The sequence below is a fragment of the Vibrio iocasae genome (assembly GCF_042245395.1).
Lineage (GTDB): Bacteria > Pseudomonadota > Gammaproteobacteria > Enterobacterales > Vibrionaceae > Vibrio > Vibrio iocasae.
Genome location: NZ_CP145311.1, coordinates 2,275,065 through 2,290,413, shown reverse-complemented (window position 1 = coordinate 2,290,413; position 15,349 = coordinate 2,275,065). Strand labels below are relative to the sequence as shown.

Genomic DNA, 15,349 nt, shown 5'->3' with positions numbered 1-15,349 from the left:
ACGTTTTGAATCGGAAGGCATCTACTTCACTCTTCTATTGTGGCGTTAACCTGACGTTTTTTTCGCAACTGATTGATACTGATTTCAATGAGTAGTAGCGACACAATGATGGCGATAACGGTTGGGCTTGAGTAACTCCAGTCAATTTTGCCTTCCAGTATTTCCGGGAATACAAAAAGAAGGCAAGCCACAAAGAGAATAACCGCAGGAACGAGCGTAAATATGGTGGCGAAGCCAGTACCGCCTGGAACTCGAAATGGTCTTCTCGCATTGGGCTCAATGACCCGAAGGCGAACAAATGAGATAAAGAAGAAAAAGTAGGTGACGAACAATAAGAAGTTAGAGAAGGAGAACAGTGACCAAAAAAGGTCATCGGCGTCTCCAGCCATAAATCCGTATACAACCAATGCAATGGTTGCGATAGCGCCCGTCAACATATTCGAACCGTAGGGTGAGCCATTTTTGTTTGTGAGCGCAAAAACAGCCGGCATTTCATTGGCATTTGCGGCTTCTGCCGCTGCGCGGGAAGCGGCCATTATCCAGGGAATAATGGAAGCAAATAGTCCAACAGCACCTAAAAGTGAGAGTGCAATGGTAAATAGTCGACCAGTCCCGGAGTTACCAAATAATATCTCTAGGGTTTGTACTAACCCTCCGACCAGAGAAAGATCTTCTTGTGGAATAGCAATAATCATTGAAGAGGTGGCAAACCAATACAGCACAAGAATGATTGTGATCGCAATCAGGATACCAAGTGGCAAATTGCGCTCCGGATTTTTAATACTTGAGCCCATACAAGCGACGATCTCTACCCCGAGGAACATATAGATTAGGGTAGGAGCGTAAATAAATGAGGCACCCATCGACGGTTTCATGGTGTCAACGGTCAGCTCAACGACTTGCTCTCCCTGATGGGTTACAAGCAGATAGCCACCCAATGCAAAACCTAGCATGATAGCGACCTTAGACAGGCCACCAATGATATTGACTACTTTGCCGATATTAAGTGATGCGTTGGTAATGAAAACAGTGAGCCAAACCATAGCGATGGCGATACCTATCATTCCCCATATGCCAACGTCTTCCCCAAATAGTTCGGACAGCATACCGCCACAAATGAGATAGACCGATGGAATCCAAAAGGGAACATTTATCCAGTAATACCAACTTACGCGAGCCGCATTTTTTGAACCCATCCCCCGAAGTGTCCATTCGTAGATGCCACCTTCTCCGGGAAAAGCAGAACTCAATTCGCAAACAATAAACACATAAGGGAGTACGAACAGAAGGATGACCAGTAGCCACCAGCCAAAAACGGACGGGCCGACGCTAGCGGTTGGAACTAATCCATCGATGCCAATAAGACCTGCAAGCACAAAAAATACGATGCTAGAAAGACCCAGCTTTGTTGTTTTTTCCAAAATAAGCTCCTTGGCTTATATAAATCCACTCCGGAATTAGGGTGGTATTAGTCCCGTTTTTATTTGTTCTTCTTTGAGGGGATCTGCTGAGTAATACAGTGAATATTGCCTCCACCAAGCAAGATGTTTCTTGCCTGAATACCGACTAACTCATAGTCGGGAAAGATTTTCTGTAGTGCCTGTTTTGCCTGTTTGTCTGTAGTTTCATCTAACAATGGAAAGATGATTCTGTTATTTGTGATAAGGAAGTTAGCATAGCTTCCAGCAAGCCTTTCTCCGGTGCTTCTGTCCATGCCATCACTTTGCTCGAATGTCTTTGCTTCATCTTCGGTTATATAAAGAGGAGAGGGTAGAGGTAACTTATGAACGGTTAATGTTCGCCCCTTGGCGTCTTTTTCGGACTCCAGCACTTCAAGCGCTTTTAAAGAGATGTGGTATTGAGGATCTGAAGTATCTTCCGTCCACGACAAGACAACTTCGCCTGGGCGTGGAACATGAATCAGGTTGTCGACATGTCCGTTAGTGTCTTTGTCATTGTATAAGCCAAAAGGTAACCAGATGACTTTCTCGACACTGAGGTAGGCTTTTAAATAATCCTCAATATCCTGTTTAGACAAGTTTGGGTTGCGGCTTGGATGCAGCAAACACTCTTCAGTGGTATATGCGGTGCCTTCTCCGTCTACATGAATAGAACCACCTTCCAATATAAATGGGGCTCTGTAGTAATCATCGCCATAGAACCTCGCAACTTTACTGGCTACTTTATCGTCGTCATCCCACGGGCTATATAGTCCATCCAACTCACCACCCCAGGCATTAAACTGCCAGTCAACTGCGCGTCGGTTTCCTTTTTCATCCACAACATAGCTTGGACCAATATCTCTCATCCAGGCATCATTAGTTTCCATCTCTACGATGTTAACGTTGGATGGAAGCATTTGCTTTGCATTCGTCAACTGACACTTAGACACTGCTACATAGACGGGTGTCGCCTCAGAAATAGCGGTCGCAACTTCAGCGAAGGATTGTTGTGCTGGCTTGGCTTGTAAATGCCAGGTGTCGGAGCGTTCTGGCCATGCAAGCCAGATGGCTTCGTGAGGCTCATGTTCCCCAGGCATTTTAAAGTGATCGGCTTTAGGAGTGGTGTTCAGTTTTTCGGACATCGCGAGATTGATAGAGACTTCGTAATTGAGTCGAACATCATACTGGAAAACTGACCGATAGCGACTGACGAGTCAGTATCTAGGTCACAGAGATAAACAAAACTAGTACTGTTGGGTCAAAATAAAAACAGGGTGCGACATGGCACCCTGTTTAATGTTGTAACCTGGAAGGAGTCGATTAACGTTCTTCTGTACGCATACCCATAATCAGGCTGACACACATTAGCAGCAGTATGATTGTAAATGGTAGCGCTGTTGAGATAGCACCAGCCTGAAGTGCTTGAATGGCTTCAGTGCCGCCAATCCATAACAGCGCCGCTGCGATAGCACCTTCAATAATGGCCCAAAATACGCGCTGAGGTACAGGCGCGTCGACTTTACCACCTGCGGTAATACTATCAATGACCAACGAACCAGAGTCAGAAGAGGTGATGAAGAACACCAGTACCAGCACGATTGCAATTATTGATAGCACTGTACCAAAAGGCATGACATCAAACATTTGGAACATCGCTAGCGGTACATCAGTTAGTCCATTTGTGCCGAGCTCGCCTACTTGGTTTACAACCTGATCCAGAGCCAGGCCACCAAATACCGACATCCAGATTAGAGTAATGGTTGTTGGTACCAGTAGAACCGCAACAATAAACTGTCTAACTGTACGACCACGAGATACGCGAGCAATGAACATACCTACGAATGGTGACCATGAAATCCACCAAGCCCAGTAGAATACTGTCCAGCCCTGGAACCATGCTTCATCTTCACGATCAACAGGGTTACTTAGCGGAATAAGGTTTTCAATGTAGGCCATGAGTGTTGTAGGGATAGAGCCAAATGTCACTGCGTATCCAACCAGAGCAACAAATATCACCAGAAGAAACGCGATAATCATGTTGATGTTACTCAACACTTTAACACCCCCTTCAATACCACGAATCACCGAAATCACCGCCAACAAGGTAACAACGCTAATCACCGTCATCTGAAGGGTCAGATTCGATTCAATGCCAAACACATGGTGAATACCACTTGCTGCTTGCTGTGCTCCTAGTCCAAGCGATGTTGCAAGGCCGAAAAGCGTTGCCAGTACCGCAAGAATATCAACAATATGTCCTGCAACACCCCATGCACGATCGCCAAGAAGCGGGTAGAAGATCGAGCGGATAGAAAGCGGAAGCCCTTTGTTGTAAGCAAAGAATGCTAAAGAAAGTGCAACAACACCATAGATTGCCCAAGGGTGTAGACCCCAGTGGAACATGGTTGCACCAAGTGCCAGTTTGGCAGCTTCAGGTGTGTTTGGTTCCACATTGAGCGGTGTTTCATACCAGCCTGTAAAGTAAGCAACAGGTTCTGCCACACTCCAGAACATTAGGCCCACACCCATACCTGCTGCGAACAGCATCGCCAGCCAGGACATAAATGAATAGTCAGCTGTTGCGTCTTTACCACCGATTCTTATCTTTCCGAAGGGAGAAAAAATCAAACCCAGACAGAAAATGACAAAAATATTTCCTGACCAGATAAACAGCCAATCGAATGCACCAATGATTTTCCACTTCAGGCCATCTAGAACTGATTTCGCAGATTCTGCATCCACAATAACCGTTGCGATGAGAAGCAGGATAATCAACCCAGCACTTGTGCCAAATACTGGGTTATGGACATCAAACCCCCACTTTTGGACGTTGTCCTGTCCAACGGTGTAGTCAGTACTGTCTATACTGTATTTATCTACGCCTTTAGTCATGTTTCCTCGCTAAGTTAGTAACACACAAACCGATTTCACAATAAAACGTTTGTGTTCATTGTATTTCATCGGTTCAAATTTGTGACGAATTTTACACTTTTGCTATTGGATTACCATTAAGTGATTAAGAGTTAGCCACAAAAAGCAGAAAGTACAGTTTGTTAGCTGAATTTTTGCTCTAATGTGGTTTCTCGAAATGGGTAGTGTTCAAATAAATGTTAACAAATTCAGGAAGAGGCATGACTCATATAGTTGAACTCAGGCGGGTATCCAAAGTATTTGAAGATGGCGATCAGCAACATCAGGTATTAGATGCACTGGATCTTACATTATCTCGTGGAGATACCATCGCGCTAACGGGTGCCAGTGGTAGCGGGAAAAGCACACTACTTAATATTATCGCGGGCTTTGAACCGTTAAGTTCTGGCGATTTGCATCTGTTAGATCAAAACAGCAGAGGTTGGGAAGACAAGCAATGGAGTGAGTTTAGGTTTAAAAATCTGGGTATCGTATTCCAGCAATTCAACCTGCTTACACCATTGAGTGTTGCTGAGAATATCGTTTTTCCTCTTCATCTCAATAACCTCGACTGGAATGATTGGTGTGACTATCTGGTAGAAAAGCTTGGATTACAAAGTCTGCTGCAAAGGCATGTGGAAAACTTGTCAGGGGGACAACAACAAAGAGTTGCAATAGCAAGGGCATTAGCACACAAGCCAGAACTGTTACTTGCTGATGAGCCAACGGGCAACCTTGATCAATCGGCAAGTCTTGAAGTGATGGAGCTCCTATGCGAGCTTACAGCAGAAAACAACACGAGCATGCTACTGGTGACGCATAGTCATACCTGTGCGAACTATATGCAGCGACGATGGCACCTTGATAAGGGCAAAGTGCATGAGTAGCAATCTGGCCAGAAAAGTCATTCTATCCTTGCGCGTATTCGTTGCTCACTATAGAAAAGCACCATTGCAGGCAGGTGCGATTATCATAGGGATAATACTGGCGGTTACGCTGCTTACAGGTGTGCGCGCCATCAATGAGAATGCCAAAAGGAGCTACAGCGAAACGACGGAGTTACTGAGTCAGCAAGCGGACTGGTTTGTTACACCTGCAACCGGACAAAAACACCTCACAGAAACGGTCTATTTTGAGTTAAGAAAAGCTGGTATCAGTCATTCATTGCCAGTTGTAGAGGGTAGACTCCGTTCATCGGATGGTAAACGCTGGCAGATTCAGGGCAGCGATATCATTACAGCGATTACTGCGCCGGGTCAGGACAACAATAAAGAAGTTGAGCGGATATCCTTGCTCGATACGAATATTCCGCTAAACCGAATGTTAGCAGGAGAACCCGTCGTTCTAATGAGCCAGTCAAAAGCGGATGAGTTAGAAGCGCGGCAACCATTTGTGCTTGGTGGACAAGAAGTCGAGATCATCACTCTTGAAGACAGCTTTAATCTCGGCAATCGTATTTTAATGGATATCTCCTTGGCTCAGACTCTGTTAAGGGTAGAGGGCCAGCTCAGTTATATCGCTTTATTTGATATTAACTCAGCACAGACTCAACAAATCATTGAATTAATAGGACAAGATGCAAATCTGAATCAGGCAGACAAAGGAGATAGCCTGAATGCGCTAACAGACAGTTTTCATTTAAACCTGACAGCAATGAGTATGCTTGCTTTTGTCGTCGGGCTTTTTATCGCATATAACGGCATTCGGTATAGCCTTTTGAAAAGACAGCGGCTGTTTACGCAGTTACAGCAGTTGGGTACAGAAAAAAGGTCGCTCATACTTGCTTTGGCACTTGAGCTACTGTTGCTGGTGTTGATCGGTTCTACTATTGGGTTTGTGTTGGGCTTGCAGCTAAGTCACTGGTTTCATCCGCTCGTCTCTGTCACGCTCGAGCAACTTTATGGAGCGACGATACTCCCCGGAGCATGGAACTGGAGCTGGCTTTTCCAGGCGATAGCACTGACCTTGGGAGCAGCGCTTATTGCATCCAGTGCCTTGATAATGCAGTTATATAAGCAGCCACTCTCCAGGCATTCAGGTCAGTACAATCAACAGACTCATTCATCGGTTGTCTATCGCATTCAGATTAAAATCTCGCTTTTACTGGTGCTTATTGTCGTCATCTCATTACCTCTTACGAAAGATCATCGTGTCACAATGCTGCTACTGGGTCTCTTAGTGGTTGCGATACCTTTGGCACTTCCCTGGTTACTTAAATCACTAACACATTTGATTACCGAATTGGCAACCAAAATGAAAGCCAGGGGGCTTACGTACTACCAGATTGCGGAAACCAAGGAACTGGTTGCTCCGCTTTCACTCGCTATGATGGCGATGCTGTTAGCGGTAACCGCGAATATCTCAATGAACACACTGGTTGGTAGTTTTGAGTCGACATTGACGAACTGGTTGAGTGCTCGTTTGCATGCTGATCTCTATGTGCGTCCGGCGGAGTCTCAGATGCAACAAACGGAACAGTTTTTGTTGAAACAGCCTCAGGTGGAAAAGGTTTATAAACAGTATTTCCTTGAAAGCAGTTATGAAGGCTTTCCGATCTATCTGGTAACCAAAGATAAAAGTACTTTAGAGCAGACAACCATATTTAAGAGCAAGGAACCCGACATCTGGCAGCGTTTCTATCAGGGTGAGTTGGTTATTCTTAGCGAACCGATGGCCGTCCGTTTAGGGATTGAGCAAAGGGAGGCTATCACGCTTGAAGCGATACCTGACAGGACATTCACCGTTGGTGGCGTTTTCTATGACTATGGGAACCCTTATGGAGAGGTACTGATAGCACCATCTATTTGGCGAGCGCTAGATTTCTCTACCATGCCAACGAGTTTAGGTGCCAGTATCGCTGGTGGTCAGGAAGCGCTTCGTCAGGCACTGATTGACGATTTACGCATACCGGAAACCTTGCTATTCGATCAGAAACAGATCAGGCAGTACGCGATAGACATCTTTAACAAAACCTTTGCAATAACTAAGGTGTTGAATAGCCTAACGTTACTGGTTGCTGCGATTGGCCTGTTCAGTGCATGTTTTATGTTAACGCAAGCCAGAGTTGCACCAATAGCCAGGCTATACAGCCTTGGTGTGAGTCAGAAAAAGCTTTCGATGATGGTAGTCAGCCAGATGCTCATCATAGTTTTGCTAACCTGTCTCATTGCGCTACCTACAGGAGCAGTGCTGGGGTATGTTTTAATAAACAAAGTCACCCTTCAGGCGTTTGGGTGGAGTATCCATATGATTTGGAACTGGCAGGCATACCTAGAGGTTGTTATGTTGGCTATTACTGCGAGTGTTATTGCTGTGGCGCTGCCGTTATACCGATTAACAAGAAGGCCGCTTGTATCCAGTTTGCAGAGTGAGGTGATATGAGAAGTTTAACGCTCGTTTTATCACTGATTGTGTTGCTCGTAGGATGCACAGATACTGAGTCTAATGGCTCGATGAGCAGTATCGTAGGTCAGGGGGAGCCAGAACAACAGATCCAGTACGAGCCTGTGGTTAAAGGAAAGCACTTTATCTTCCCTGAAGATCATCTTGCCCATCCGGGGTTTCGGCAGGAGTGGTGGTACCTGACGGCAAACTTGCAGACAGAAGATGGACGAAAGCTCGGAATTCAATGGACTCAATTTCGTATGGCTCTTGGCACAAAAGAGGTTGCTAAACAAACGCCTAATCACTGGCGTGCAAATCAGGTTTATCTTGCTCACTCGGCTGTTACCGATTCCGAAAGGCACTTAGCCAGTGAAAAATGGTCTCGGCAACATAAGGAACTCGCTGGCGTAAGCGGTAATCCTTTTACTGTCTGGATAGATGACTGGCGATGGCAGTCAGAAGGTGAAAAGTTACTTCCAGCAATATTAAGTGTGGATTCGACAGAATTTAGTTATGAGCTAGCGTTAACGGGGGATAAGCCTCTTCAGTTCCAGGGAGAAAACGGTTTCAGCATTAAGAGTGCGGACGGCTCAGTTGCTTCGTACTACTACAGCCAGCCTTTTATTAAAGTAAATGGCAGTGTACAAGTTCAGGATGAGCAGTTAGAGGTCACTGGAAATGCATGGCTTGATCGCGAGTGGAGTTCTCAGTTCCTGACAGATGACCAGCAAGGGTGGGACTGGTTTTCACTGCGGTTAAGTGATGGTTCAACTTTGATGTTGTTTCAGCTGAGGTCCGCAAACGAAGATATGGAACACTTTTACAGTGCGAAGCGAATGTTCCCAGATGGTAGCGGATATAGTATTGATTCGTCAGATGTGAGTATGCAAGTTATTAAACAGCAGTCTATCGAAGGGCGAGATTACCCTGTTGGATGGCAAATCGAGATTCCACAAGAAAAGATTAGCCTAAGAACGAGACCGCTAAATCCCAAAGCGAAAATGCCCCTTTCAATTCCTTATTGGGAAGGCCCGATTCTAATCTCTGGGAGCCATTCAGGAGAGGGCTATATGGAGTTGACCGGATATTGATATCTATTAATGTTGAAAATGACCTTATGGCGTACCATTATTTGTTCGAATAATAAAAAGACTAAGTAATCAGTGATGCATGCAACGTTAAAGCAAGGAACTGTTAACAGATTAAGTGTATTGGTGTTTATTCTTTGGACATTAATCATTAGCCTTTTTGCTGCAACCTTGTTTTGGCAAAGTCATAACTCTGCGCAGGAGTTGGCTTTAAACGAAGCCAGAGCGGGCATTCGAAAAGATATGGCCTATCGTCAATGGGGGGCTTCCCATGGTGGCGTGTATGTACCGGTTACTGAGAAGACACCGCCTAATCCCTACTTGTCAGACGTGATGAACAGAGACGTTACTACAGATGACGGTCAGAAACTGACACTGATGAACCCGGCTTATATGCTTTCCCAGGTGACGGAAGATTACTCCAAAGCCTATGGAGTGAAAGGTAACCTGACTAGCCTCAATCCCATCAACCCTAACAATGTCCCCTCGCAGTGGGAATCGGAAGCGTTGGCAGAACTGGAAAAAACCAGAACAGAGTATCTCGATTTTCGCGAAATAGACGGAAAGAACTATGCATTGCTGATGCAGCCAATGATAACTAAAAGCGCTTGTCTGAAATGTCACGCGAAACAGGGTTATCAGCTAGGGGACATTCGTGGTGGATTATCGATAGCGATTCCTATGGAAGGTTTTTATGCCCAGGCATTCAATCAGCAAAGAATCGCAGGCGTTTTATTGATGTTTTTCTGGGTGTTGGGTAGCGGCATTATCTATCACTATCGTAAGCGAGTCGTTGAGTACTTCGATGAAAGGCAGCAAAACCTGACGCAGTATGTCTACTCTCTGGTAGAGATGATTGAAGGAAGAGATAGTTATACTGCAGGACACACTAAAAGGGTGGCAGAGTATAGTACCTTGATTGCCAGAGAGATGGGTTTAACCGAAGATGAAATAGAACGACTGCAACGTGCCGCCATGGTTCATGATATCGGGAAAATCTCTACCCCAGATGCTATTTTGCTAAAACCCGGAGATTTGAGTGATCTTGAGTACAACATCATTAAGCAGCACGTTATTTACGGCTATGAGTTGCTGAAAAAAGTCGATTTATTTCAGGACATCGCAGCAATAGTTAAGTGTCATCACGAGCGTCACGATGGCAAAGGTTACCCTTCAGCTTTGAAGGGGAGGGAGATACCCCTGCTCGCACAAATACTCAGTGTTGCAGATTCATTTGATGCCATGACCACAGATAGAATCTACAAGACCAAAAAAACGGTAGCTGAAACACTGAATGAACTAGATAACCTATCAGGTAGTCAGTTCAATCCTGAGATAATCCCAGCAGCAAGAAAAGCTTTAAGTACCGTTCAGTTAGATGGTTCCAGACAACTGCCGAACAACGCAATCGAACAGAAGCGGTTTGCTTATTTTTATAGTGATCCGCTTACCGGGCTGTATAACCTCAGGTATTTAAAGCTTGTACTTGCGGCCAGAGATAACGCTAATCTTTGTCCGGAAAATGCTCAGTGTAAGTATGCTACGATTATCCTGACCAGAAACTTCTCCAATCTGAACAAAAACTTAGGATGGGCTGGTGGTAGTAAAGTGCTTGTCGAGTTAGCAGAGTTTTTATCTGAACACGCTTCGGGTAATCCTCTGTTCCGTGTTCACGGTGACGATTTTGTGATTTTAAGCGGAGAACCTCTAGACAGAGAGTGGCTGACAACTCAATTAAATAACCGATTCTCAGATCATCAGTTGTTGTTCAGGGTTGAGCACAAACAACTTGAGAAAGAGGGCATCAAATCCATCGATGAGTTTGAACAGCATTTGTATAGCTATGCGAAGTAGCTAACCAGATAATTAATACCTAGTGAATTTTAATCTCGTCACTATAATTCGTTAGTTTCAAAGAATTGATCTTAATATAATTAAATTAGATTAGTTTAGTATATCTAGGTACTACGGTAATATTAATTTCCATTTAAACTTAAGTACTGGGGTTATAATTACCTATCCATCTTGTATTTTGAGAAGAGTTAAATTGATCTACATTAATAATATTATTTATAAGACTCCTGCTTAATTTCTTAAGTTACATGCCACTATTGGTCTGATGAGTTATTTTTGATGCTATATTTATAATAACATGTTGTAATTTATGTAAATTAGAGTATTTACTTTTATTTGCATTCAAGCCTGGCTCTTTAAATGATTAAAATATCTAAAGAGCAGCCTTAATATAACTTGTTGTTAATTGTAAGATGGAATTTAGGAAATGACACTTTCTATGTGTTTTTTGTTCTTATCGCTCTTTATTTAACTTCTTTCATCAAATTAATATCTGGATATTATGCTTTTCGATGCCTGAACTTGAATATAGAGAAAGATAAGTTGCACGGAGGGCAGGATGATGAGAGAAATTACATTTGTCATACCTGGTTATCCACCTATTACAGTACATGCTACTGAGCAGACAGATGGTAGTTTGTTATTCGAACTATCTGCACCAGAAGGTGAAGTCGCTGATTTAAGAGGACTATATTTCAATTTGGCCGATCCTTCGCTAGTGGATAATCTTAATGTTGTTGGTTCAGATATCAACAACCAGGAGTATAAAGATGTCTCCAATTTTAATAATGGAAACAACATGAAAGGAGGTGGTAGGGAACCATACGACGTAGGTTTGGATATTGGTACTGCAGGAAAAGGTAAAGATATCATCAGTGATACTTCGTTTACCTTATCTAGTTTAGATGGTGAGCCTTTATCACTTGATCTCATTTCGCAGGTTGAGTTTGGTATTCGAATGAGTAGCACTGGTAACTCTGGTGGAAACCGAAATGGTGGAGCACAGAAAATCACCACTGTATCTCCGGCAGCTCCAAATGCTTCGGACGACACCAGTTACACGTTAGAAGATCAAACTGTAATTATTGACGCGACTGCAAACGATACGGATGCAGATGGTGATGAACTGACCATTATAGAGGTGGGGCCTGCTTTAAACGGCACGATTGAAATCGTTGACAATCAGATTCATTACACTGCAAACGAACACTGGAGCGGAACAGATACTTTCACCTATAAAATCTCTGATGGTAGTGGTGGTTATGATGTGGCTTCAGCAACTGTGCATGTGGAAGCGGTGGCGGATGCTCCCGACCTTTCATTAATTGTGAGAGCGGGTGATAACGTCAACGAAGTTGTTATCGATATTCAGAGTGCGCTTGTTGATACAGATGGTTCTGAGTCTTACGTACTTTATTTCAGTGACCTGCCAGAGGGTGTTGTTTTACAGGGAGTAAACGGTAATCAAGTCTTGCTTCCTAGTGGACAAGAGAGCATTAAATTACTTTTAAGTGATGAGATGGACTTTGATTTTGATTTTTCAGTTAGTGCGATGTCTACTGAGTCATCAAACAATGACACTGCAACAACAACTGAGACTGTCAATGTAGTACTCGATTATAACGAGTCATCTAATAACGTAAGCTTCAACGCGACAGATCAGAGTATGTGGACTTCTGGTGAAGAGTTTGTCTTCACAGACAATCGGTTCTTAGGTTTTGATATCGAAGATAGTGGCAGTACCGGAGGACTCATCAGAACGGACTGGTCCTATGATCTTAAAGCGGGGTTCGAGTCGGATTTACGGTTTGAAGGTGGTGGAGTTAGCGCGGAAATACCCTGGCAGTTGGACTTTGGAACCAGTTTTAACAGAACCACTGATGTACTGACAATTGATACCGCAGCGATGATTATGCCTGGAGGATTTTTTGATACCGAAGGGCCAAGCCTTGAGTATCAACTTGATTTTATATTTGAGTATGCACTATCTGCAGGGTTGAGAATTTACAAAAACCTACCGGATCCATTCCCAAACATAAACGTACCGCTTATAGATGCGTCAATTAGTGATGATTACTCTGTCAAACTGATTGAGTACGATAGTGAAGAATCTGATGGACTCGAATTTGAGTTTCCATACGGCATATATGCTTCTTTCGACTGGCCTAACTTAGAAGTCGGAAGCTCCGAATATATGCTTGGTACCTATACGGGTAGCGGAGCAAGTAACAACTTCCTGGATATCGGACTTGATATAGACCAAACCATTTCGGATATATTTCTTGGTGGATTCAATCCATTCGATTTGGAAGCGAGTGCAGGTATCGCAGGTGTTGAACTGGAATTGTTAGATGTAGATGTCTTTACCGGATTGAACTTCCTACAGGATTTCCATTTAGATACAGGTATTTTGGATACCAGGCTTGTATTTGAAAATGGTACGGAAACGGAGTTTACTTTTGGTGATGAGCTAAGCTTCGACTTCGCAAGTCATCTGGATACTGACAATAATGGCGTTGTAGAGTTTTCAGTGATGATGGACTTGGTTGACACCATGTTTACTAACGAAACCGATGTTGGTTTTAATGTTGGCTACAACTTTGATCTACTCAAAGGTGGCTGGTGGTATGGTATCGACCTCGGTGCGCTAGGGTCAATCGGAGACAGTGGTAGCTTCGGTCCTGTTGTCGATCTGGGAGGTACACTTCCTATAGCGAGCCTTGAAGTATACAACGATACATTTGAAGTGAATTTTGAAGCAGAACAGATTGATTTATTTGCGTAGATAATACTGTTCTGAACTCGCGTATCACACTTTATGTATATACTTAAAAGGTGGGTTAGAAAACATGACTAACCTGCCTTATTTTAATAGCAATAACCAAAATTACAGACTTTGAGTTGTTTTGCTGTTCAAAGTGAAACCGATGTTGGGCAGGATATGGTTACAAACAGGAATCATTCCAGATTACCAGACTTGTTAAAGCCACTTTACTCCTATTTTATTGCTGCTGGCGTGTTTAGTGGTTTTATCAACTTGCTAATGATTGTACCTGCAGTTTATATGTTTCAGGTATATGACCGTGCTCTTGCAAGTCAAAGTCTGGAAACTCTGTCCATACTGACGTTGATAATGGTTTTCCTTTTAACTTCAATGGGAGCGCTTGATAGTGTTCGCGGGTACATACTTAGCCGGGCATCAGTTAGGTTAGATGAGATTCTGAATAAGCGAGTATTTGAGGCGACGTTCAAACTCCCCATAAGCAACGGGGGAAAGGGTAGTACTCAACCAATCTCTGATCTAAATGGAATAAGAAATTTTATATCCAGTCCTGCGATTAATGCCATCTTTGACACTCCCTGGGTTCCTTTTTATATCGTCGTCATGTTCTTTTTCCATACCTCTTTTGGTTTGATGGCAATAGCAAGTGTTCTGATTATTTGTTGCCTGACTTGGGTCAACCAATACTTAACCAAGACTGATACCGAGAAATCAAACAATGCTCAGATCGTTAGTAATAACTTTGCCGCGGCCCACTTGAGAAATGCAGAAGTTATTTATGGAATGGGAATGATGGAGGATATTAGAAAGCGCTGGAATACTTACCACTTGGAATACATTGTCAATCAGAAAGGTTCTGTAGAAACATCCACGATTTTTACCGCAACATCCCGAGCAACCAGGATGATTCTGCAGTCTCTTACGCTAGGCCTTGGGGCATATCTGGCGATTAACATGGAAATTAGCCCAGGAATGATGATTGCAGGCTCAATATTACTTGGTCGTGCTATGGCACCGGTTGACCAACTTATTGGTGGGTGGAAGGGAATACAGCAGGCAAGGTTACAATATTCCCGTATCGATGAGCTTTTGGATAATACCAAAGAGGACCGGACACCAATGAGTTTGCCTGAGCCAAAAGGGGCATTAAAAGTAGAGTCGGTTAGCAGATTGGTCCATGGAAGAAGATCACCAACTTTACGAGATGTCACATTTGCTCTTTCTGCAGGAAGCTCTGTAGGAGTAATAGGTCCTAGTGCAGCTGGTAAATCGACGTTGGCGAGAATTATATTGGGTATTTGGAGCCCGGTATCAGGCACAGTTCGCTTGGATGAAGCTGAGATAAATCAATGGAGCAGAGAAGATCTGGGTCGTTATGTTGGCTACTTACCACAAGATATAGAGCTGTTTGATGGAACTATCTCGGAGAACATAGCTCGTTTTGGAGAAGTAGACCCACACCTAGTTGTCGAAGCCGCTAGACTGGTGGATGTTCATGAGATGATCTTAAGGTTTCCGGAAGGTTACGATACCGTAATCGGAGCAACGTCAGGGCAGCTATCAGCAGGACAAAGACAGCGAATCGCCCTGGCAAGAGCTTTATATAGAAACCCTAAACTCGTTGTTCTTGATGAACCGAACTCCAATCTGGATGAACTGGGTGAGGCTGCATTATGCCAAACACTCCTGAAACTCAAGGCCCTGCATACGACGGTTATCATTATCTCTCACAGACCTAATGTATTGACGTTAGTTGATAATATTCTTGTGCTGAACAATGGCATAGTCGCAGATTATGGCCCTTCTGCTTCAATCATCAATAAGTATAAACACGCCTCACCCAAGCAAGGTAGTAAAGGTAAAAGCATAGGTTAAAGAAGGTTAAGGAA

General features: G+C 43.7%; 9 protein-coding genes. 6 read left to right on the top strand and 3 right to left on the bottom strand.

The features are described 5' to 3' along the window. Window positions 1-26 precede the first annotated feature (26 nt). From SNR28_RS20060 to SNR28_RS20050, 3 genes are all read right to left on the bottom strand, one after another. Window positions 27-1,421 (bottom strand): APC family permease, encoded by a 1,395-nt coding sequence (locus SNR28_RS20060; protein WP_375750400.1) that lies wholly within the window; start codon window positions 1,419-1,421, stop codon window positions 27-29. Between the two features lie 59 nt (window positions 1,422-1,480). Further along, entirely contained in the window at window positions 1,481-2,584 is a 1,104-nt protein-coding gene (aguA, locus tag SNR28_RS20055; RefSeq protein WP_375750399.1) for an agmatine deiminase, read from the bottom strand. A gap of 178 nt (window positions 2,585-2,762) precedes the next feature. After that, entirely contained in the window at window positions 2,763-4,334 is a 1,572-nt protein-coding gene (locus SNR28_RS20050; RefSeq protein ID WP_375750398.1) for a BCCT family transporter, read from the bottom strand. Between the two features lie 239 nt (window positions 4,335-4,573). On the opposite strand from SNR28_RS20050, the gene SNR28_RS20045 reads away from it, so the two are divergent. The 6 genes from SNR28_RS20045 to SNR28_RS20020 all read left to right on the top strand — a co-directional run bounded on the left by SNR28_RS20045 (window position 4,574) and on the right by SNR28_RS20020 (window position 15,335). Beyond that, window positions 4,574-5,239: an ABC transporter ATP-binding protein gene (locus SNR28_RS20045; RefSeq protein ID WP_375750396.1), complete on the top strand. Its 666-nt coding sequence runs from the start codon at window positions 4,574-4,576 to the stop codon at window positions 5,237-5,239. Next, on the top strand, window positions 5,232-7,733 hold the full coding sequence (locus SNR28_RS20040) for an FtsX-like permease family protein (RefSeq protein WP_375750394.1): 2,502 nt from the start codon (window positions 5,232-5,234) through the stop codon (window positions 7,731-7,733). Before SNR28_RS20045 ends, SNR28_RS20040 begins: the two co-directional genes overlap by 8 nt. Further along, entirely contained in the window at window positions 7,730-8,827 is a 1,098-nt protein-coding gene (locus tag SNR28_RS20035; RefSeq protein ID WP_375750393.1) for a lipocalin-like domain-containing protein, read from the top strand. Before SNR28_RS20040 ends, SNR28_RS20035 begins: the two co-directional genes overlap by 4 nt. 75 nt (window positions 8,828-8,902) lie before the next feature. Next, window positions 8,903-10,678 carry an HD domain-containing phosphohydrolase gene (locus SNR28_RS20030; protein WP_375750392.1) on the top strand — a complete coding sequence of 592 codons (1,776 nt, stop codon included), beginning with the start codon at window positions 8,903-8,905 and terminating at the stop codon, window positions 10,676-10,678. 559 nt (window positions 10,679-11,237) lie between these two features. Next, window positions 11,238-13,463 (top strand): cadherin-like domain-containing protein, encoded by a 2,226-nt coding sequence (locus SNR28_RS20025; protein ID WP_375750390.1) that lies wholly within the window; start codon window positions 11,238-11,240, stop codon window positions 13,461-13,463. 156 nt (window positions 13,464-13,619) lie between these two features. Continuing rightward, complete coding sequence (locus tag SNR28_RS20020) at window positions 13,620-15,335, top strand: type I secretion system permease/ATPase (protein WP_375750388.1); 1,716 nt, start codon at window positions 13,620-13,622, stop codon at window positions 15,333-15,335. Window positions 15,336-15,349 lie beyond the last annotated feature (14 nt).